This window comes from Duganella callida (genome assembly GCF_004614165.1).
In the GTDB taxonomy this organism is placed as follows: domain Bacteria; phylum Pseudomonadota; class Gammaproteobacteria; order Burkholderiales; family Burkholderiaceae_D; genus Rugamonas; species Rugamonas callida.
Genome location: NZ_SPVG01000200.1, coordinates 21,191 through 39,442, shown reverse-complemented (window position 1 = coordinate 39,442; position 18,252 = coordinate 21,191). Strand labels below are relative to the sequence as shown.

Sequence of the window (18,252 nt, the reverse complement as noted above, 5' to 3'; positions counted from 1 at the left end):
ATTGCGTCACGGGCCCAGCCGTAGCGGCCGCTACGGCTGGGCCCGTGACGCAATGGAAGACCTGACCCCGGATTCGGCCCCCGGATTCAGGCGGCTTTGACTTCCTGCAGGTGGTCTTGCTCGTGCTTGCCCTTGAACCAGCGGGCGCAGCGCTTGCCCAGGCTGTCGAGGTAGGTGTAGGCCACCGGCACCACCACCAGCGTCAGCAGGGTGGAGGTCAGCACGCCGCCGATCACGGCACGCCCCATCGGCGCCTGCGTTTCGCCGCCGTCGCCCATGCCGATCGCCATCGGCAGCATGCCGAATACCATCGCCAGTGTGGTCATCATGATCGGACGCAGCCGTACCTGGCCGGCGTTCATCAGCGCCTCGTGCTGGCTCATGCCTTGCTTCTGCGCGTGGTTGGTGAAGTCGACCAGCAGGATGGCGTTCTTGGTCACCAGGCCCATCAGCATGATGAAGCCGATCACCGAGAAGATGTTCAGGGTGCTGCCGGTCACCAGCAGCGCCACCAGCACGCCGATCAGCGACAGCGGCAGCGACATCATGATCGCCACCGGTTGCAAAAAGCTGCCGAACTGCGAGGCCAGCACCAGGTAGATGAAGATCACGGCGATGCCCAGCGCCATCATGGCCGAGCCCATGCTTTCTTCCATGTCCTGGGCGTTGCCGCCGACGTCGAAACGCACGCCGGCCGGCAGCTCGATTTCCTTCATGGCCTTCTTGACGTCGCTGTCGACGTCGCCGCCGGGACGGCCTTCGACACCCGCGTACACGGCCACGCGGCGTTGCAGCGCCTGGCGTTTCAGCACCTGTGGGCTGAAGCCGGGGATGAATTCCACCACCTGGCGCAGCGGCACCATCACCGGCCGGCCATCCGGCCCGAGCTTGCTCGAGGCCAGCGACAGGTCGGCCAGGTCGGCCACTTTCTGCCGCCCCGATTTCGGCAGCTGCACGTTGACTTCGTAGTTCTGGCCATCCGCGGCCAGGAAGTGCGAGGTGGTGTCGCCCGCCACGAACGGCCGCAGCGCGGCGCCGATCTGCTGGGTGGTCAGACCGAGGTCGCTGGCCAGTTCGTTGTTGATCTTGATGTTGGTCGACGGATTGGCGCCTTCCTGGCTGTATTCGAGGTCGGCCACGCCCTTGATCTTGCGCATCTTGTCCATCAGCCGGTGGGCGACGTCATCCAGCTTGGCTTCGTCGGTGCCGAGGATGGCGATGAAGATCGGCTTGAAGCCCACCGTCAGTGTGATGCCGGCGATCTTGCTCAGGCGCGCGCGCACGGCTGCTTCCAGGTCTTTCTGCGAGCGGCGCTGGTGGACGTTGCGGTCCAGCAGGCGCATGTCCAGCTGCGCGGTGTTGCGGCCGTCCCAGGTGCCGACCACCGCCACCACGGTGGCGATTTCCGGGAAGGCTTTCAGCGCTTCTTCCACCTGGTGCACCTTGTTGTCGGTGTATTCGAGGCTGGAGCCGACCGGGGTTTTCATCAGCAGGTTGATCACGCCGTTGTCCTGCTCCGGCATCATCTCGCCGCCGATCATCGGCACCAGCAGGATGGAGCCGCCGAACAGGGCGAAGGCCGCCAGCAGGGTGAGTTTTTTCCAGCGCAGCGAGAACGCCAGCACATGGCCGTAGACCTTGTGCAGCCATTCGACGCCGCCTTCCAGCCAGTGCATGAAGCGGCCCAGCCACGGCAGGTATTTGAAGCGGTCCTTGACCGGGTCCGGCCACACCGACGACAGCATCGGGTCCAGCGTGAAGCTGACGAACAGCGACACCAGCACCGCCACCGCCACCGTCACGCCGAACTGCAGGAAGAAGCGGCCGATGATGCCCTGCATGAAGGCCACCGGCACGAACACGGCGACGATGGCGAAGGTGGTGGCCATCACCGCCAGGCCGATTTCGTTGGTGCCGTCTTCGGCCGCCTTGAAGTGGTTCTTGCCCATGCCCAGGTGGCGCACGATGTTTTCGCGCACCACGATGGCGTCGTCGATCAGCAGGCCGATACACAGCGACAGCGCCATCAGGGTCATGAAGTTGAGCGTGAAGCCGAACGCCTTCATGGCGATGAAGCTGGCCATCACCGCGATCGGCAGCGTCAGGCCGGTGATGATGGTCGAGCGCCACGAGTGCAGGAAGAAGAACACGATCACCATGGTCAGCACCGCGCCTTCGATGATGGTCTCCTTGACGTTGTCGAGCTGGCTTTGCACCTTCAGCGATTCGTCATTCAGCACCTGCACCTTGATGTCGGGCGGCAGGGTGTTTTGCAGGTCGGCCGCGACTTTCTGGATGCGCTTGCCGACTTCCACCACGTTGGCGTCCTGCACCTTGATGATGTCCAGCGTGACGGCGCGCTGGCCGTTGATGCGCGAGATCGACAGTTCTTCCTGCGCGCCGTCGACCACGGTGGCCACCTGGTCCAGGTATACGGGGCCGTTGGCGCGGCGCGCGACGATGATCTTGTTGAAGTCGCGCGGGTCCTTCATCTTGCCTTCCACCCGCACCAGGCGCTCGGTGGCGCCGTAGCTGATCGAGCCGGCCGGCAGGTTGGCGTTGGTGTTCTGGATCGCGTTGAGTACTTCGTCCACGCCGACCGCCTGCGCGTTCAGGTCGTTCGGACGCAGGTTGATCAGGATCTGGCGCGCGGTCATGCCGTTGACGCGCACCTGGCCGACGCCGGCCACGCCCTGGAAGCGCTTGGCGATGATCTGGTCGGCCAGGGTGGACATGTCGCGCACCGAGGTGTTGGTGGCGGTGATGCCGATCTGCGCGATCGGGCGCGCGTTCTCGCCCTCGAAGCGGACGATGAACGGATCCTTGGCCTCGCGCGGGAAGCGCGGCCGCACCTGCGCCACCTTGTCGCGGATGTCCTGCATGGCGCGGTCCATATTGGTGGTCAGCTCGAATTCGACGTAGACGCCGGCGCGGCCTTCCCACGAGTTGGCGCGCAGGTTCTTGATGCCGCTGACGGTGTTGACCGCTTCCTCGATCGGCCGGGTGATGTCGTTCTCCACCGCCTCCGGCGAGGCGCCCGGATACTGCACCTCGATGGCGGCGCCGGGGATGTCGACGTTGGGCATGGCTTCCAGCCCCAGGCCCTTGTACGAGAACAGGCCCAGCACCATCAGCGCCACCATCACCATGGTGGCGAATACCGGATTGCGGATACTGACTTTAGTGATCCACATGGTCAGCCCTTCGCCGGTTCGGCGGCCTTGGCCTGGGCCGACGGCGGCGCGTCGCTGACGCCGGCCGGCAGCTTGACGCTGGCGCCGGGTTTCAGGCTGTCCAGGCGCGAGACGATCACGTTGGCGCACTGCGACAAGCCTTCCACCACTTCGGCGTAGCCTTCATCCTCGTTGCGCAGGCCCAGCTTGACCGGCTGCGCCAGCAGCTTGCCCTGTTCGACCTTGTAGACGATCTGCTTCTGGTCCTTGTCGGTGCGCACGGCGGCCAGCGGCACGATGGGTGCCACGGCCGAGCGGTCGGTGACCACGGTGCCCTTGGCGAACATGCCGGCGCGCAGCGCGGCGTCCTCGTTGCGCACCGAGATGTAGACCAGCATCGCGCGCGAGCCGGCTTCGGTGGACGGGTTGATGCGCGCCACCTTGCCGAGGAAGTCGCGGTCGGCGAAGCCGTCGACGCGGAATTTCACGTCCTGGCCGACCTTCACGCGCGGGATTTCGGCGGCCGGCACCTGCGCTTCCAGGATCAGTTTGGACAGGTTGACGATGCTGTACACCGGCATGTCCAGCGCCAGTTTTTCGCCGGCCTGCACGTGGCGCTTGGAGATCACGCCGCTGATCGGCGCGCGGATCACGCCGTCGTTGAGGGCGATGCGCGCCAGTTCCACCATCGCCGACGCCGACTTGACGTTGGCGCGCGCCAGATCGACCGTGTTCTGGGTCGAATCGTAGGCGTTTTGCGAGATGTATTTTTGCTTGAGCAGGGCCTGGCTGTTGGTCTCGTTCTTGGTGGCCAGGGCCAGCTTGGCCTGCGCCTCGTCGAGCGCGGCCTGCTGCTGTTGCAGGCGCGCGCGCTGGTCGGCCTGGTCGATGCGCGCCAGCACCTGGCCGGCGCTGACGGTCTGGCCTTCCTGCAGCATGGTTTGCTCCACCACGCCGGAAACCTTGGACTTGATGGTGGCGGAACTCAAGGGCGTCAGCGAGCCCGACAGGGGCAGGCTGAGCGCCAGGGAACGGGCGTGGACCGCGGCGATGTCGCCGGTCGACAGTTCGAAGACGTCTTTCTTCTCCTTGGCGGCGGGGGCGGCGGCGGTTTGCGGCGCCGCGGCCTGTCTGTGGTGCCAGACGGTCCAGCCGCCGCCGGCGAGGGCGACGATGACCAGCATGGCCGCCGCAGCGCGCCAGCGCGGGCGGCTCACGGTGGGTTGTGACATCGGGGGCAAGGTTTCCAGTTTCATATCGTTGTTCTAGCCTGAGTGGGGTTTGCGCATGGTGCCACTTTAGGGAGACGCAAGGGCTCAGGCCAGAGGAATGCGACAAGCGGTGTAAAAACACGCCTGAAATGCAGAAAACCGGGGATAAGGATTTATGGCCGGTCGAACATCCGCAGCCGCACCAGCACCTGGCCGTGGTCGGACGCTTCCGGCTTTTCCTGCGCCAGGTGGTCGTTCAGATAGGCCACGCTGACCACCTCGCCCTGGGCGTGCGGCGAGGACGGATGGAATTCCTCCGACACCAGCACGTGGTCGATGGTGGCGTAATGGCCGTCGTGGGCGATGGTGTAGCCGCCGTCGCGGAACTGGCGGCCGGACTGGATCTGGCGCGCGTCGAAGAACTGGCCGCGGAATTCCTCGCCGGGCGGGCAGCTGGCGCCGGCGCCCATGACGATGTTGGTGGTGACCGCATCGACCGTGTCGTTGAAATCGCCGAGCACCACGCGCGGGCGGCGCTGTTCCTTGTCCATGGCGCTGAGCAGGGCGCGCAATGCCACCGCCTCGGTGCCGCGCCGTATCAGCGAGCGCAGATTGGCCTGGGCGTGCAGCATGGGATCGTCGCCGGTGTCGCCGTTGCGGTAGTCGGGACGCTTGGATTTCAGGTGCACCACGATGACGTCGATGATACGCTCGTCCGCCAGCACCACCTGCGCGTGCAGCGGCGCGCGCGCGAAGCGGTCGGCGTCGCGGCTGCCCTCGGGCAGGGCCACGCCCTGCGGGAACATGATGTAGGCCTGCGCCGGCGCCGCCAGCGGCAGGCGCGAGATCAGCGCCAGCTCCGGCGTCAGCCGCGCCGCGCCGGTGACCGGGTCGGGCGGCGGCTCGAAGCCGGCCAGGATGGCGTCGCGGTAGCGCTTGCTCTGCGACATGGCGTCGCGCAGCGCGCTCAGCGAGAATATCTCCTGCAGACCGATGATGTCGGCGTCCAGTTCGTCCAGCTGATGCGCGGTCCAGGCGACTTTCGCTTTGTATTGCTCCTCGGTCAGGGGCGCCAGATTGTCGTACAATTTCGCCCCAGGCTGGGAAAGATTGCAAACATTGAAAGTGGCAAAGCGAATTTCCTGCTGCATAATGGACAACTCCCCGATTCAACCATGGCTAAAAAAGAGCATATCTCCGAAACCCCGGCCACTCAAATGCTGCGCAAGCACCAGGTGGCGTTCACCGAGCACCCCTACCACTACGAGGAGCACGGCGGCACCAGTGTGTCCTCGCGCGAACTCGGCGTCGACGAGCACCACGTGGTCAAGACGCTGGTGATGCAGGACGAAGCCGCCAAACCTTTCATTGTGCTGATGCACGGCGATTGCAAGGTCTCGACCAAGAATCTGGCGCGCAACATCGGCTGCAAGTCGGTCGAACCATGCAAGCCGGAGGTGGCGTCGCGCCACAGCGGCTACATGATAGGCGGCACTTCGCCGTTCGGCACCAGGAAAGCCATGCCGGTGTACGTAGAGGATAGCATCCTTGCGCTGGAAACGATTTATATCAATGGCGGCAGGCGCGGTTACCTGGTGGGCATCAGGCCGCAGGTGCTGACCGCATTGCTGAACGCCAGGCCGGTGCACTGCGCGCTGGCCGAGTAAGCCGCCGCGGTGTATAGTCGCCGCCCGAAAACGATAACTAAACAGAGGAATCAATGAATACAGTCTGGATGACCGTGGCCGCCTACCTGATCGGCTCGATCTCGTTTGCCGTGATTTGCAGCAAGTTGTTCGGCATCGCCGACCCGCGCACCTACGGCTCGAAAAACCCCGGCGCCACCAATGTGTTGCGTAGTGGTAACAAAAAAGCCGCCATCGCCACCCTGATCGGCGACGCCGCCAAGGGCTGGCTGGCGGTGTGGCTGGCGATTTACTTCCAGGACAAGCTGGGCATCGGCGATGCGACCATCGCACTGGTGGCGATCGCCGTGTTCCTTGGCCACCTGTGGCCGGTGTTCTTCCGTTTTGTCGGCGGCAAGGGTGTGGCCACCGCGGCGGGTGTATTGTTGGGTCTTGATATCTGGCTGGGCGTGGCCACCTTGGTCACCTGGCTGGTGGTGGCGTTCGCGTTCCGCTATTCGTCGCTGGCGGCGCTGGTGGCGGCCGTGTTCGCGCCGTTCTATTATGGATTATTGTTCGGCGTCGAGCCGCAGCTGTTTGCCGTGTTTGCCATGAGCGCGCTGCTGTTGTTCCGCCACAGCAAAAATATCTCGAACCTGATCGCAGGCAAGGAAAGCCGCATCGGCAGCAAGAAAGGAAAATGATGGCGACTCCACTGAAAATTGATTTTGTCTCCGACGTGTCGTGCCCATGGTGCGCCATCGGTCTGAGCTCGCTGAACAAGGCGCTGGACAAGATCGGCGCCGAGGCCGACGTGACCATCCACTTCCAGCCGTTCGAGCTGAACGCCAACATGCCGCCGGAAGGCCAGGACATCACCGAGCACCTGAGCGAGAAATACGGCTCCACGCCGGAGCAGCAGGCGCAGGCGCGCGAGATGATACGTTCGCGCGGCGCCGAGGTCGGCTTCAATTTTGCCATGGACAAGCGCAGCCGCATCTACAACACCTTCGACGCGCACCGCCTGCTGCACTGGGCCGGCCTGCAGGGCAAGCAGAAGGAGCTGAAGCAGGCGCTGTTCCACGCCTATTTCACCCAGGGCCTGGACCCGAGCGCGCACGAGGTGCTGGTCTACCTGGCCGGCGAAGTGGGCCTGGACAAGGAAGCCGCGCGGCAGGTGCTGCATTCGGGCGAATACGGCCCGGAAGTGCGCGAGGCCGAGGAATTCTTCCACCGCCACGGCATCAATTCCGTGCCGGCGGTGATCATCAACGAGCGCCACCTGATTTCCGGCGGCCAGCCGGCGGCGGTGTTCGAGCGCGCGCTGCGCGAGATCATGGCCAAGCCGGCGTAAAAAGTCCCGGACCGGCGGGGGGCGGGCGCTCCCGCCGGCGTTGTTTTGCGATAAACTCTCCTGGCTAGAGACAGTTGTCATGAACAAGGGAGGCCCATGCTGGCCGAAGAAAAAGTACACACGCTGATTACCGCCCACTCGCAGGCCGACCACTTCCGTCTGGCCGCGCTGCACCGCTATCACATCCTCGACACGCCCGCCTGCGAAGATTTCAGCTTCCTGACCGAGCTGGCCGCGAAAATCTGCGGGGTGCCGTATGCCTTCATCTCGCTGGTGGACGCCGAGCGGGTGTGGATCAAATCCTGCGCCGGCATGCAGTTGGGCGAACTGCCGCGCGGCCAGAGCTACTGCTCGCTGGCGGTGCAGGGCGAGGCGTACACCGAAATCCCCGACCTGACCCGCGACGCGCGCACCGCGCAGATGCCGCTGACGCTCGAGGCGCCGCACATGCGCATGTACAGCAGCGTGGCGCTGACGTCGTCGGACGGCCATGCCATCGGCGCGCTGTGCGTGATGGACACCAAGACCGGCGGCCTGACGCCGGAACAGCGCGGCACGCTGGTCAAGCTGGGGCGCCAGGTGATGGCGCTGATCGAGCTGCGCGCCAACGAAAAAACGCTGGAAGCCACGGTGCGCGAACTGGAACTGCTGGCCACTACCGACGAGCTGACCGGTCTGCACAACCGCCGCTCGCTGCTGCACCGCCTGAAATTCGAAGTGGCGCGCGCGCGCCGTTTCCGTTCGCCGCTGTCGGCGGTGATGATCGACCTCGATCACTTCAAGAAGGTCAACGACGACCACGGCCACGCGGTGGGCGACCAGGTACTGATCCAGCTGGGCCGGCTGCTGCGCGAAAATGTGCGGGTGATCGACATCCCCGGCCGCTACGGTGGCGAGGAATTGTGCGTGATCCTGCCCAACACGCCGCTGGACGGCGCCTGCAAGTTCGCCGAAGCGTTGCGCCAGAAGATCGAAGCGCAGGTACACTACGCCGGCGCGCGGCCGCTGCGGATCACGGCCAGCCTGGGCGTGGGCGCGTTCGACCACATGGACATCAATGACGCGGACGCGCTGCTGCAGCAGGCCGATGCGGCCCTGTACCGCGCCAAGCACGGCGGCCGCAATCGCGTGGAGTGCGGCGCTTAACCCAAGGAGACTGGCCATGCCCACCGCAAGCTGGAACGGCGTCGTCATCGCGCAGGCGAATGACGACGAAGTGCAGATCGTCGAAAACAACGTCTACTTTCCGCCGTCGCGCGTGAAGCAGGAATATCTGCAGCCGAGCAGCCACACCTCGCGCTGCCCGTGGAAGGGACTGGCCAGCTATTACACGCTGAACGTCGACGGCAAGATCAACGAGAACGCGGCCTGGTACTATCCGGAACCGTCCGAGAAGGCCGCGCAGATCAAGGACCACATCGCGTTCTGGCGCGGCGTCGACGTCCGGCGCTAAGTGGATAACGTCACCCACAGCGTTATCGGCTTCGGCGTTGGCGAGCTGGTGCATCGCAGCCTGCCGGCCGAGCCGGCGGCGCCGCTGCAACAGACGCGCCACCGGTTGTTGCTGGTGGCGTGTGCGCTGGCGTCGAATTTTCCCGATCTCGACCTGTTCCTGACGCGCAGTCTGCCCGCCCCGCTGGGGTATCTGCTCAACCATCGCGGCCATACGCATACGGTGCTGTGGGCGGTGCCGCAGGCGTTGTTGCTGGCGGCGCTGTTATGGCTTTTGTGGCCGGCGGCGCGACGTCTGCTGGCGCTCAGCCGTGCGGCGCGCTGGGGACTGGCGCTCAGCGTGGGCGTCGGCTTCGCGCTGCACCTGCTGATGGATTACACCAACTCATACGGGGTGCATCCCTGGTATCCGCTGGATGCGCGCTGGTTGTATGGCGACATGGTCTTCATCATCGAACCGCTGTTCTGGGTGGCGATCGCGGTGCCGATGGCGCTGATCATGCGCTGGCCCGTGCTGCGGCTGGGCGGGCTGGCGATGTTGTTGCTGGCGCTGGCGGTGTGTGCCGCGCGCGGTTATCTGGGGTGGATCTCGTTTGCCGCGCTGCTGCTGATCGCGCTGGCTTGCGGCGTGGCGCAGTGGCGCGCCGGCCCGCTCGGACGCGGCGGCCTGCTGCTGGCGCTGGGCATCAGCCTGGCATTCATCGCGCTGCAGGGCGCGGCGTCGCAGGCGGGACGGGCGCAGATCATGGCGGCCTTGCGGCACGCCGATCCGGCGGCGCGGGTGCTGGACGTGGCGATGACGGCGTTCCCGTCGCAGCCCTTGTGCTGGACCTACGACAGCATCGAGATCAATGAAGCGGCCGGCAGCTACCGCTTGCGGCGCGGCGTCGCCAGCATCGCGCCGCAGTGGCTGGCGCCGGCGCAATGTCCCGCCGGGTTGGTCGAGCAGGCACCGTTGCAGGCGCTGTCGACCGGCGTGATGCAGCAAGGCGTGGTGGAGGCCAGCCTGGCGGAACTGCGCGCGCTCAAGGCCGGCAACTGTCAGGCCGACGCCTGGCTGCGTTTCGGCCGCATGCCGGAACTGGCGGCGGGCGCGCTGTCCGACTACCGCTTCGCCGCCACCCCGCGCGGCAACTTCACCACACTGCCGCTCAACGCATCAACCGCATGCCCGCAAAACGTGCCGGGCTGGGGGTACCCGCGCGCAGACCTATTCGGGGTCAGAGCCGACTCTTAAGCCTGGCTGAAGTCGGTCGAGAGGGCCAGCTCCAGCCAGTCGGTCATTTCTTTTTCGACCGCGGCGTTTTTGGCGCGCACGCGCGCCACGGTGTCGGAGCCCAGTTGCAGGCGCACCGGCGCTTGCGCGGCGTCGGCCAGTTGCAGCAGGGCGTCGGCCAGTTTCAGCGGGTCGCCCGGCTGGGCATGGTTGGCGTCGGCGGCGAAGTCGCGCATCTTGCCGACGGTGTCGGCGTAGGCGTCGATGCGCTCGCGGGTGGCCACCAGCGAGGTGGTGTCGAGGAAGTCGGTGCGGAAGAAGCCCGGCTCGACCACGGTCACCTGGATGCCCAGCGGCGCCAGTTCCATCGCCATCGCTTCGCTCAGGCCTTCGACCGCGAATTTGGTCGAGCCGTACACGCCCCAGCCCGCATACGAGGAGTAGCCGCCCACCGAGGAGATGTTCATCACGTGGCCGCTGCCCTGGCGGCGCATCACCGGCAGCACCGCGCGGCTGACGTTGAGCAGGCCGAAGACGTTGGTTTCGTACACCGCGCGCACTTCGTCGGCGCTGGCTTCTTCGACCGCGCCCAGCAGGCCGTAGCCGGCGTTGTTGACCAGCACGTCGATGCGGCCGAAGCGCGCCACGGCCTGTTGCGCCGCGCTGATGGCCTGGGCTTCCAGGCGCACGTCCAGCCGCAGCGCCAGCAGATTCGCATGCTCGCCCAGCGCGGCGGTGACGCTGTGCGGATCGCGCGCGGTGGCCACCACCAGGTCGCCGCGTTGCAGGGCTTGTTGGGCGGTCAGCCTGCCGAAGCCGCGCGAGGCGCCGGTGATGAACCATACTTTTTGTGCAGTGCCGGTCATGATTGTTTCCTTTCGTGTGTAGGTGGGTTGATGAGGCAAGTTTAGGCGCCGCTTACCTGCTACACTAGCCATAGGAAAGCTGTTTGATTTTCACCTTTTGGTTGTAGATATGGATAAAGCCAGGGTCATCAGTTTGTTTATCGGCGTGGTCCGTGCCGGCAGTTTCAGCCAGGCGGCGGTGGATGCCGGCCTGACGCCGCAGGCGGTCAGCAAGGCGGTGCGGCAGCTGGAGCAGCATCTGGGCGTGCGGCTGTTTCACCGCACCACGCGCAGCCTCAGTCTCACCGACGAGGGCACGCGCCTGTTCGAGCTGGCCAATCCCGGCCTGCGCCTGCTCGACGATGCGCTGGAGCAGATCCGCAACAGCCGGCTCGATGTGGATGGGGTGATCCGCCTGGCCGCGCCGACCTCGATCGGCAACGCCATCATCGTGCCGCTGCTGCAGGAGTTCCAGCAACGCTATCCGGGCGCGCATTTCGATCTGGTGCTGGACGACCATTTCACCGATCTGGTGGAAAGCAAGATCGATGTCGGTTTCCGCGCCGGCAGTCCGCCCGAGCGCAATCTGGTGGCGCGCAAGCTCGGTGACATGCTGCTGGTGCCATGCGCCACGCCGGCTTATCTGGAGCGTCACGGCGCGCCGCGCACGGTGGCCGACCTGGCGCAGCACCGCTGCACCGGTTTCCGCCAGCCCAACACGGGCCGCATGCTGCCCTGGGAGCTGCACGTGGACGGTGCGACCGTGTATCAGGATGTGCCGGCCGTGGCCAGCTTCAATACGGTGGAGGGCGAGGTGGCGGCGGTGCTGAGCGGCATGGGGATCGGCCAGGTGCCGGTGTTCATGGTCGAGCAGGAGCTGGCCGGCGGTGCGCTGGTGCCGCTGCTGCCCCAGACCGTGACCAGCAATAACGGCGTGTTCATGTACTACCCGCAGCGCACGCAGATGCCGCTGCGGGTGCGGCATTTCATCGACTTTGTGTCGGAGCGGGTGCCGGCGCGGCTGGCCGCCCAGCGCCGCGTTGTCAATGTGGCCAAAGCCAGATAGCGTGCGTGTGTGCACGGAATTGGTGCCTGCGGCGTTGTATCGTGTGGCATGTTCGCCACAGAAGCGCCTAGAATCAAGCTGTATAGGCGTATTTCTGCCTATTTGGTTGGCACAACAATTGCACTGCCCTCCAGAAAGGAAGAATATCGATAGACATTGGAGGCCGTTATGGAAACCGCAACTGAAAAAGACAATCAATCCGTACTACACGAATCGCCGGCCGATGAACATCGGCTGCGCAGCGAACGCATCGCCGCGCAGGGCGTGCATTTCGGCGGCAAGGCCAAGTACCTGATTCCGCTGATCGGCCTGGCCGTGCTGGCCGGGATGGCGTTCTCGTCTTAAACGACCTTGAGCTCGTCCAGCGGCCAGCGCGGCCGCACATTGAATCCGTAATCCTTCTTCGCCGCGTCCGGGTTGATCATCAGCCGCATGGCGCCGGCGAAGGCGATCATGGCGCCATTATCGGTGCAGAATTCCAGCTCAGGGTAGTAGACCTTGAATTTCTTTTTGGCCGCCGCCGCGTTCAGCGAGGCGCGCAGCTGCGCGTTCGCGCCGACGCCGCCGGCGATCACCAGCCGCTTCAGGCCGGTATGCTTGAGCGCCAGCACGCACTTGGTGGTCAGCACGTCGACGATGGCGTCGACGAAGCCGCGCGCGATGTTGGCCTTGTCCTGCTCGCAGATATTGGCCACCACTTTTTCCTCGTGGTTCCTGACCACCGTCAGCACCGCCGTCTTCAGGCCGGAGAAGCTGAAATTGAAATCCTTGCTGTGCTTCATCGGGCGCGGCAGCTGGTAGGCGTCCGGATCGCCGAACTCGGCCAGGCGTGAAATCGCCGGCCCGCCCGGATAGCCGAGGCCCAGCAGCTTGGCCGACTTGTCGAACGCTTCGCCGGCCGCGTCGTCCAGCGTCTCGCCCAGCAGCGTGTACTGGCCGACGCCGTCCACCCGCATCAGCTGGGTGTGGCCGCCCGAGACCAGCAGCGCGATGAACGGGAATTCCGGCGGCTCGGACGCCAGCAGCGGCGACAGCAGGTGGCCTTCCAGGTGATGCACGCCCAGCACCGGCTTGTCCAGCGCCAGGCCCAGGCTGCAGGCCACCGAGGAACCGACCAGCAGCGCGCCGGCCAGGCCGGGGCCTTGCGTGTAGGCGATGGCGTCGATGTCCTGCGCTGTCTTGCCGGCCCGCTCCAGCGTCTGGGTCAGCAGCGGGATGGCGCGGCGGATATGGTCGCGCGACGCCAGTTCGGGCACGACGCCGCCGTATTCCTCGTGCATCGCCACCTGCGAGTGCAGGGCGTGGGACAACAGGCCGTGCTCCGTGTCGTACAGCGCCAGGCCGGTTTCGTCACAGGAGGATTCAACACCAAGTACGATCATGGGAAATGCGGAATTCATCAGGGGAATCCGCCATTGTAATGTAAACCGCGTGCAAGCATGCACCAGCGCAGTCCCGCCGCGCACTGGCCGGGTGCGCATTTTTGCCAAATGGACAGGATTTCCACCGATTTGCCGTGGCATCGCTTTTGCTTGGAAAGTAGGCAAACGATCCGGGGTCAGTTCTGCCAATCGCACACGAGCCCAACCGTAGCGTGCGCTACGGCTGGGCTCGTGTGCGATTGGCAGAACTGACCCCGGAATTAAGGGAGAGCGCGATGGCCGCACAATGGAAACTGATATGCAGATTAAAGGATGTACCGCTGGTGGACGGCGCGCGCCTGGTGCCGCGCGGTCTGGCCTGGCAGGAGCTGCCGGGCGTGGCGCTGTACCGCACCGCCGAGGCCAGCGTGCACGCCGTGCTCGATTGCAAGGGCGTGGACCCACGCAGCAGTAACGCGCGCCGCTATTCGGTGAAGGTGGAGCAGTGCAAGGTCTATCTGGACCTGGAGGAACTGAGCGCCCCGGCCAGCAAGGCCGAGGCGGCGCTGGCCGGGCAGTTCGGCGTGGCCACCAGCCTGGTGGCCTATTGCTACTGATTACGGGCGGTTCAGCAGTTGCTGGTGCGCCTCGCGCAGCATGGCGGCGGTGGTGTCCCAGTCGATGCAGCCGTCGGTGACCGAGCAGCCGTAGACCAGCTGGCTCAGGTCGGCCGGGATCTTCTGGTTGCCGCCGACGATGTTCGATTCGATCATCACGCCGACCAGCGACTTGTTGCCCTGCGTGATCTGGTGGATCACGTCGGCCATCACCAGCGGCTGCAGGTCCGGCTTCTTGTAGCTGTTGGCGTGCGAGCAGTCGACCACCAGGTTGGCCGGCAGCTTGGCCTTGGCCAGCGCCTGCTCGGCGATCGCGATCGACACCGAGTCGTAGTTCGGCCGGCCGTCGCCGCCGCGCAGCACCACATGGCCGTAGGCGTTGCCGCGGGTGCGCACGATCGACACATTGCCCTGCGCGTTGATGCCGAGGAAGGAGTGCGGATGGGCCGACGACAGGATGGCGTTGATGGCGATGCCGATGTCGCCGTCGGTGCCGTTCTTGAAGCCGACCGGGGTCGACAGGCCGGACGACATTTCGCGGTGAGTCTGCGATTCGGTGGTGCGCGCGCCGATGGCGGTCCAGGCGATCAGGTCGCCCAGGTATTGCGGCGAGATCGGGTCCAGCGCCTCGGTGGCGGTCGGCAGGCCGAGTTCGCACACGTCGAGCAGGAACCGGCGCGCCTTTTCCATGCCGACGTCGACGCGGAACGAGTCGTCCATGTCCGGATCGTTGATATAGCCCTTCCAGCCGGTGGTGGTGCGCGGCTTTTCGAAATACACGCGCATCACCAGCAGCATGGTGTCGGCCACTTCGGCCTGCAGCGCCTTCAGGCGGCGCGCGTAGTCCAGGCCGGCCACGGGGTCGTGGATCGAGCACGGGCCGACCACCACGAACAGGCGCTTGTCCTTGCGGTCGATGATGTTGCGCAGGGCCTCGCGGCCCTTCATCACGGTCTCGGACGCCAGGTCGGTCAGCGGCAGCTTGCTGTGCAAGGTTTCCGGTGACGGCATGGAGGCGATCGAGGTGACGTTGATGTTTTCAATGTCTGGGGAAATCATGATTTTCTACTCTAGTTTTACTTTTTGGAACAGGATAGTGTAGCCGAAATGCGCGCCGGTGGTTTAAGCTGCACGCATGAATACTGAACCCTTTCTGGCCGCGCGTTTCATCAAGGAAATAGGCCGCGGCAAAAACGGCGCCCGCAGTATGTCGCGCGAGGATGCCTACACCCTGTATCAAGCCATGCTCGACGGCCGCGTGTCCGACCTGGAGCTGGGCGGCGTGTTGCTGTCGATGCGCATCAAGGGCGAATCGGTGGAGGAGATCGCCGGCTTCCTGGATGCGGCCGAGGCCTCATTTGCGCCGCTGAACGCGCCGCCGGGCCAGTTCGCCCCGGTGGTCATTCCGACCTACAACGGCGCGCGCAAGATGGCCAACCTGACGCCGCTGCTGGCGATGCTGCTGGCGCGCGAGGGCGTGCCGGTGCTGGTGCACGGCGTGGCCGACGATCCGGGCCGCGTCACCACGGCCGAGGTGCTGGCCGCGCTCGGTGTGACGGCGGCGCGTCACCGCTCGGAGGCTGAGGAGGCGATGTCGCAGGGCCACGTGGCCTTCATCACCATCGATGCGCTGGCGCCCAAGCTGGCGCACCTGCTGTCGTTGCGGCGCCGGCTGGGCGTGCGCAATTCGACGCATACGCTGGTCAAGATCATGCAGCCGTTCGCCGGGCCGGCGCTGCGGCTGGTGTCCTACACCCATCCGGAATATCTGGAAATGCTGGGCGAGTACTTCACCACCGCCGCGCCGCACGACCGCGGCGACGCCTTCCTGATGCGCGGTACCGAAGGCGAAACCGTGGCCAATGCCAACAAGGCGCAGCAGATCGACTGGTTCCACGGCGGCCTGCGCAGCATGCTGGTGCCCAAGCAGACGCTGGTCGGCGAACTGCCGCTGTTGCCGGAAGATAAGAGCCCGGCCGCCACCGCCGCCTGGATCCAGTCGGTGCTGGACGGCGCGGTGCCGGTGCCGCCGCCAATCGCCGAACAGGTGGCGCAATGCCTGCTGGTGGCCCGTACCGTCCATTCGCGCCAGCAGGCCAGCGATCCGATCGAGTAAAATCTCGCCCTTTACCCAACGGGACCGATGATGGCAAAGTTTGATGTGGCAGTAATCGGCGCGGGCGCGGCCGGGATGATGTGCGCAGCGACCGCGGCCCAGCGCGGCTTGCGCGTGGTGCTGATCGATCACGCCGCCAAGCTGGCCGAGAAGATCCGCATCTCCGGCGGCGGCCGCTGCAACTTCACCAACATCAACGCCGGCCCGGCCAACTTCCTGTCCGAGAATCCGCACTTCTGCAAGAGCGCGCTGTCGCGCTATACGCCGCAGGATTTTCTGGCCCTGGTCAAGAAGCACCGCATCGGCTACCACGAAAAGCACAAGGGCCAGCTGTTCTGCGACGATTCCGCCGAGCAGATCATCGACATGCTCAAGGCCGAGTGCGCCGCCGGCAGCGTCCACTGGCGCATGCCGTGCAAGGTCGAATCGGTGGAGCAGGGCGTCGATGGCTATATGTTGCAGACCGATAGCGGCACGATCGAAACCCCGGCCGTGGTGATCGCCACCGGCGGCCTGTCCATCCCGAAAATCGGCGCCACCGATTTCGGCTACCGCATCGCCCGGCAGTTCGACCTGCGCATGGTCGAGCCGCGCCCGGCGCTGGTGCCGCTGACCTTCGACCCGCAGCAGTGGGCGCCGTTCGTCGAGCTGGCCGGCATCGCGCTGGAAGTCGACGTGGAAACCGGCTCGCTGAAAGGCCGCAACGCCACCGGTGCGCGCTTCCGCGAAGACTTGCTGTTCACCCATCGCGGCCTGTCCGGGCCGGCGATCCTGCAGATTTCGTCGTACTGGCAGCCGGGCACGCCTATCGTGCTGAACCTGCTGCCCGAACTGGACCTGGCCGCTGCGCTGATCGAGGGCAAGGGCACCATCAAGAAACAGCTGGGCAATGTGCTGGCGCAGTGGCTGCCGGCACGGCTGGCGGAAGGCTTGCTGCTGGCCCACGGTTTCCAGCCGGACGCGCGCCTGGCCGACATGCCCGACGCGCAACTGCGCAAGCTGGGCGCCGCGGTCAATCAGTGGACCATCACGCCCAACGGGTCCGAAGGCTACAAGAAGGCCGAGGTCACGCGCGGCGGCATCGATACGCGCGAACTGTCGCAGCAGACCATGATGGCCACCAAGGCGCCGGGCCTGTACTTCATCGGCGAAACGGTGGACGTGACCGGGTGGCTGGGCGGTTACAACTTCCAGTGGGCCTGGGCCTCGGGTGTAGCGGCGGGTCTGGCGGTTTGATATAATCGTTTTCTCTGGAAGTCTTGCGGCACCGTGCAATCCCGTTGAAGTAGCAGAAGATTGCCTATCAGCCGTGTTGTTTTTTGCCATGAAAGCCGCACCGTTGGCCGTTTTCGGGTCGGTGCCTTCCATTTTTCGGCAAAAGATGCTATAGTCTTTGTCTCCCTCTAACCTCCAACGGTTTGAATTTTTACATGACCACTATTCGCCTTAAAGAAAACGAGCCGTTCGAAGTCGCAATGCGTCGCTTCAAACGCACCATCGAAAAAACCGGTCTGCTGACCGAACTGCGCGCACGCGAGTTCTACGAAAAGCCAACGGCTGAGCGTAAGCGCAAGCTGGCTGCCGCTGTCAAGCGTCACTACAAGCGCATCCGCAGCCAGCAGCTGCCGAAAAAACTCTTCTAAGATTGCTTACGCAGGACAACCTGGCTTTGCCGGTTGTGCTTGGCGGCATCCAAGAGAATACCCGCTCCGGCTTGTCCGCGGCGGGTTTTCGTCTTTTCTACCCTTGAAAGAATTGCTATGAGCTTGAAAGCCCAAATCACCGAAGACATGAAAACCGCCATGCGCGCCAAGGAAGCCGGCCGTCTGGCGACCATCCGCCTGATCCTGGCTGAAATCAAGCGCAAGGAAGTGGACGAGCAGATCGAAGTCAACGATGACCAGACCGTGGCCATCGTGGAAAAAATGATCAAGCAGCGCAAGGATTCGATTTCGCAGTTCGAGGCCGGCGGCCGCGCCGACCTGGCCGACATCGAGAAAGCCGAACTGGCCGTGCTGAGCGCCTATATGCCGGCCGGGCTGTCGGACGAGGAAGTGGCGGCCGAAGTCGCCGCCGCCGTGGCCGCCATCGGCGCCGCCGGTCCGCAGGACATGGGCAAGGTCATGGGCGTGCTCAAGCCGAAACTGGCCGGCCGCGCCGACATGACCGTGGTGTCCGCCCTGGTCAAAAAAGCGCTGACTCCAGCCTGAGTTATC

At 65.0% G+C, this 18,252-nt stretch carries 19 protein-coding genes; 13 read left to right on the top strand and 6 right to left on the bottom strand.

Annotation, left to right across the window (positions count from 1 at the left end; translation table 11 throughout):
- Window positions 1-86: 86 nt before the first annotated feature.
- From E4L98_RS20250 to E4L98_RS20240, 3 genes are all read right to left on the bottom strand, one after another.
- Window positions 87-3,194 carry an efflux RND transporter permease subunit gene (locus tag E4L98_RS20250; protein WP_135203347.1) on the bottom strand — a complete coding sequence of 1,036 codons (3,108 nt, stop codon included), beginning with the start codon at window positions 3,192-3,194 and terminating at the stop codon, window positions 87-89.
- A gap of 2 nt (window positions 3,195-3,196) precedes the next feature.
- Entirely contained in the window at window positions 3,197-4,405 is a 1,209-nt protein-coding gene (locus E4L98_RS20245) for an efflux RND transporter periplasmic adaptor subunit (protein ID WP_229257490.1), read from the bottom strand.
- A gap of 152 nt (window positions 4,406-4,557) precedes the next feature.
- Complete coding sequence (locus E4L98_RS20240; protein ID WP_135203345.1) at window positions 4,558-5,535, bottom strand: endonuclease/exonuclease/phosphatase family protein; 978 nt, start codon at window positions 5,533-5,535, stop codon at window positions 4,558-4,560.
- 24 nt (window positions 5,536-5,559) lie between these two features.
- Between E4L98_RS20240 and ybaK the strand changes: the two genes are divergently transcribed.
- From ybaK to E4L98_RS20210, 6 genes are all read left to right on the top strand, one after another.
- Window positions 5,560-6,051 (top strand): Cys-tRNA(Pro) deacylase, encoded by a 492-nt coding sequence (gene ybaK, locus E4L98_RS20235; RefSeq protein WP_135203344.1) that lies wholly within the window; start codon window positions 5,560-5,562, stop codon window positions 6,049-6,051.
- Between the two features lie 53 nt (window positions 6,052-6,104).
- Window positions 6,105-6,713, top strand: coding sequence for a glycerol-3-phosphate 1-O-acyltransferase PlsY (plsY, locus tag E4L98_RS20230; RefSeq protein WP_135203343.1), 609 nt, complete (start codon window positions 6,105-6,107; stop codon window positions 6,711-6,713).
- Window positions 6,713-7,363: a DsbA family oxidoreductase gene (locus E4L98_RS20225; RefSeq protein ID WP_135203350.1), complete on the top strand. Its 651-nt coding sequence runs from the start codon at window positions 6,713-6,715 to the stop codon at window positions 7,361-7,363. The genes plsY and E4L98_RS20225 overlap by 1 nt, the downstream gene beginning before the upstream one ends.
- A gap of 96 nt (window positions 7,364-7,459) precedes the next feature.
- Entirely contained in the window at window positions 7,460-8,509 is a 1,050-nt protein-coding gene (locus tag E4L98_RS20220) for a sensor domain-containing diguanylate cyclase (protein ID WP_135203342.1), read from the top strand.
- 16 nt (window positions 8,510-8,525) lie between these two features.
- Window positions 8,526-8,816 carry a DUF427 domain-containing protein gene (locus E4L98_RS20215; RefSeq protein ID WP_135203341.1) on the top strand — a complete coding sequence of 97 codons (291 nt, stop codon included), beginning with the start codon at window positions 8,526-8,528 and terminating at the stop codon, window positions 8,814-8,816.
- Window positions 8,817-10,052, top strand: coding sequence for a metal-dependent hydrolase (locus E4L98_RS20210; RefSeq protein ID WP_135203340.1), 1,236 nt, complete (start codon window positions 8,817-8,819; stop codon window positions 10,050-10,052).
- On the opposite strand, the gene E4L98_RS20205 is transcribed toward E4L98_RS20210, so the two are convergent.
- Entirely contained in the window at window positions 10,049-10,897 is an 849-nt protein-coding gene (locus E4L98_RS20205) for an oxidoreductase (RefSeq protein WP_135203339.1), read from the bottom strand. The two genes, E4L98_RS20210 and E4L98_RS20205, sit on opposite strands and share 4 nt — an antisense overlap.
- Window positions 10,898-11,006: 109 nt before the next feature.
- Here E4L98_RS20205 and E4L98_RS20200 point away from each other — a divergent pair, with 109 nt between their 5' ends.
- Both E4L98_RS20200 and E4L98_RS30125 read left to right on the top strand, forming a co-directional pair.
- Complete coding sequence (locus E4L98_RS20200) at window positions 11,007-11,942, top strand: LysR family transcriptional regulator (RefSeq protein ID WP_135203338.1); 936 nt, start codon at window positions 11,007-11,009, stop codon at window positions 11,940-11,942.
- Between the two features lie 168 nt (window positions 11,943-12,110).
- Window positions 12,111-12,287: a hypothetical protein gene (locus E4L98_RS30125; RefSeq protein WP_167761394.1), complete on the top strand. Its 177-nt coding sequence runs from the start codon at window positions 12,111-12,113 to the stop codon at window positions 12,285-12,287.
- On the opposite strand, the gene tsaD is transcribed toward E4L98_RS30125, so the two are convergent.
- On the bottom strand, window positions 12,284-13,324 hold the full coding sequence (gene tsaD, locus E4L98_RS20195) for a tRNA (adenosine(37)-N6)-threonylcarbamoyltransferase complex transferase subunit TsaD (protein ID WP_135203349.1): 1,041 nt from the start codon (window positions 13,322-13,324) through the stop codon (window positions 12,284-12,286). The two genes, E4L98_RS30125 and tsaD, sit on opposite strands and share 4 nt — an antisense overlap.
- A gap of 275 nt (window positions 13,325-13,599) precedes the next feature.
- Between tsaD and E4L98_RS20190 the strand changes: the two genes are divergently transcribed.
- Window positions 13,600-13,920 carry a hypothetical protein gene (locus E4L98_RS20190; protein ID WP_135203337.1) on the top strand — a complete coding sequence of 107 codons (321 nt, stop codon included), beginning with the start codon at window positions 13,600-13,602 and terminating at the stop codon, window positions 13,918-13,920.
- Here the strand turns inward: E4L98_RS20190 and E4L98_RS20185 are convergent, their stop codons facing one another.
- A complete protein-coding gene (locus tag E4L98_RS20185; RefSeq protein ID WP_135203336.1) occupies window positions 13,921-14,979 on the bottom strand; it encodes a 3-deoxy-7-phosphoheptulonate synthase in 1,059 nt (352 codons plus the stop codon).
- A gap of 76 nt (window positions 14,980-15,055) precedes the next feature.
- Between E4L98_RS20185 and ybiB the strand changes: the two genes are divergently transcribed.
- From ybiB to E4L98_RS20165, 4 genes are all read left to right on the top strand, one after another.
- On the top strand, window positions 15,056-16,036 hold the full coding sequence (gene ybiB, locus E4L98_RS20180) for a DNA-binding protein YbiB (RefSeq protein WP_135203335.1): 981 nt from the start codon (window positions 15,056-15,058) through the stop codon (window positions 16,034-16,036).
- 27 nt (window positions 16,037-16,063) lie between these two features.
- Complete coding sequence (locus E4L98_RS20175) at window positions 16,064-17,272, top strand: BaiN/RdsA family NAD(P)/FAD-dependent oxidoreductase (protein WP_167761393.1); 1,209 nt, start codon at window positions 16,064-16,066, stop codon at window positions 17,270-17,272.
- A 194-nt stretch (window positions 17,273-17,466) separates the two neighbouring features.
- A complete protein-coding gene (gene rpsU / locus E4L98_RS20170) occupies window positions 17,467-17,679 on the top strand; it encodes a 30S ribosomal protein S21 (protein ID WP_008451879.1) in 213 nt (70 codons plus the stop codon).
- Between the two features lie 117 nt (window positions 17,680-17,796).
- Complete coding sequence (locus tag E4L98_RS20165; RefSeq protein WP_135203333.1) at window positions 17,797-18,246, top strand: GatB/YqeY domain-containing protein; 450 nt, start codon at window positions 17,797-17,799, stop codon at window positions 18,244-18,246.
- Window positions 18,247-18,252: the final 6 nt, after the last annotated feature.

Excerpts from the sequence above, each read along its gene's own strand:
- plsY (WP_135203343.1), top strand. The coding sequence starts at position 6,105 with ATGAATACAGTCTGGATGACCGTGGCCGCCTACCTGATCGGCTCGATC.
- ybaK (WP_135203344.1), top strand. The coding sequence starts at position 5,560 with ATGGCTAAAAAAGAGCATATCTCCGAAACCCCGGCCACTCAAATGCTG.
- E4L98_RS20220 (WP_135203342.1), top strand. The coding sequence starts at position 7,460 with ATGCTGGCCGAAGAAAAAGTACACACGCTGATTACCGCCCACTCGCAG.
- E4L98_RS20225 (WP_135203350.1), top strand. The coding sequence starts at position 6,713 with ATGGCGACTCCACTGAAAATTGATTTTGTCTCCGACGTGTCGTGCCCA.
- E4L98_RS20190 (WP_135203337.1), top strand. The coding sequence starts at position 13,600 with ATGGCCGCACAATGGAAACTGATATGCAGATTAAAGGATGTACCGCTG.
- E4L98_RS20205 (WP_135203339.1), bottom strand. The coding sequence starts at position 10,897 with ATGACCGGCACTGCACAAAAAGTATGGTTCATCACCGGCGCCTCGCGC.
- E4L98_RS20175 (WP_167761393.1), top strand. The coding sequence starts at position 16,064 with ATGATGGCAAAGTTTGATGTGGCAGTAATCGGCGCGGGCGCGGCCGGG.
- E4L98_RS20250 (WP_135203347.1), bottom strand. The coding sequence starts at position 3,194 with ATGTGGATCACTAAAGTCAGTATCCGCAATCCGGTATTCGCCACCATG.
- E4L98_RS20165 (WP_135203333.1), top strand. The coding sequence starts at position 17,797 with ATGAGCTTGAAAGCCCAAATCACCGAAGACATGAAAACCGCCATGCGC.
- E4L98_RS20215 (WP_135203341.1), top strand. The coding sequence starts at position 8,526 with ATGCCCACCGCAAGCTGGAACGGCGTCGTCATCGCGCAGGCGAATGAC.
- tsaD (WP_135203349.1), bottom strand. The coding sequence starts at position 13,324 with ATGATCGTACTTGGTGTTGAATCCTCCTGTGACGAAACCGGCCTGGCG.
- E4L98_RS30125 (WP_167761394.1), top strand. The coding sequence starts at position 12,111 with ATGGAAACCGCAACTGAAAAAGACAATCAATCCGTACTACACGAATCG.
- E4L98_RS20240 (WP_135203345.1), bottom strand. The coding sequence starts at position 5,535 with ATGCAGCAGGAAATTCGCTTTGCCACTTTCAATGTTTGCAATCTTTCC.
- E4L98_RS20185 (WP_135203336.1), bottom strand. The coding sequence starts at position 14,979 with ATGATTTCCCCAGACATTGAAAACATCAACGTCACCTCGATCGCCTCC.
- E4L98_RS20200 (WP_135203338.1), top strand. The coding sequence starts at position 11,007 with ATGGATAAAGCCAGGGTCATCAGTTTGTTTATCGGCGTGGTCCGTGCC.
- ybiB (WP_135203335.1), top strand. The coding sequence starts at position 15,056 with ATGAATACTGAACCCTTTCTGGCCGCGCGTTTCATCAAGGAAATAGGC.
- rpsU (WP_008451879.1), top strand. The coding sequence starts at position 17,467 with ATGACCACTATTCGCCTTAAAGAAAACGAGCCGTTCGAAGTCGCAATG.
- E4L98_RS20245 (WP_229257490.1), bottom strand. The coding sequence starts at position 4,405 with ATGTCACAACCCACCGTGAGCCGCCCGCGCTGGCGCGCTGCGGCGGCC.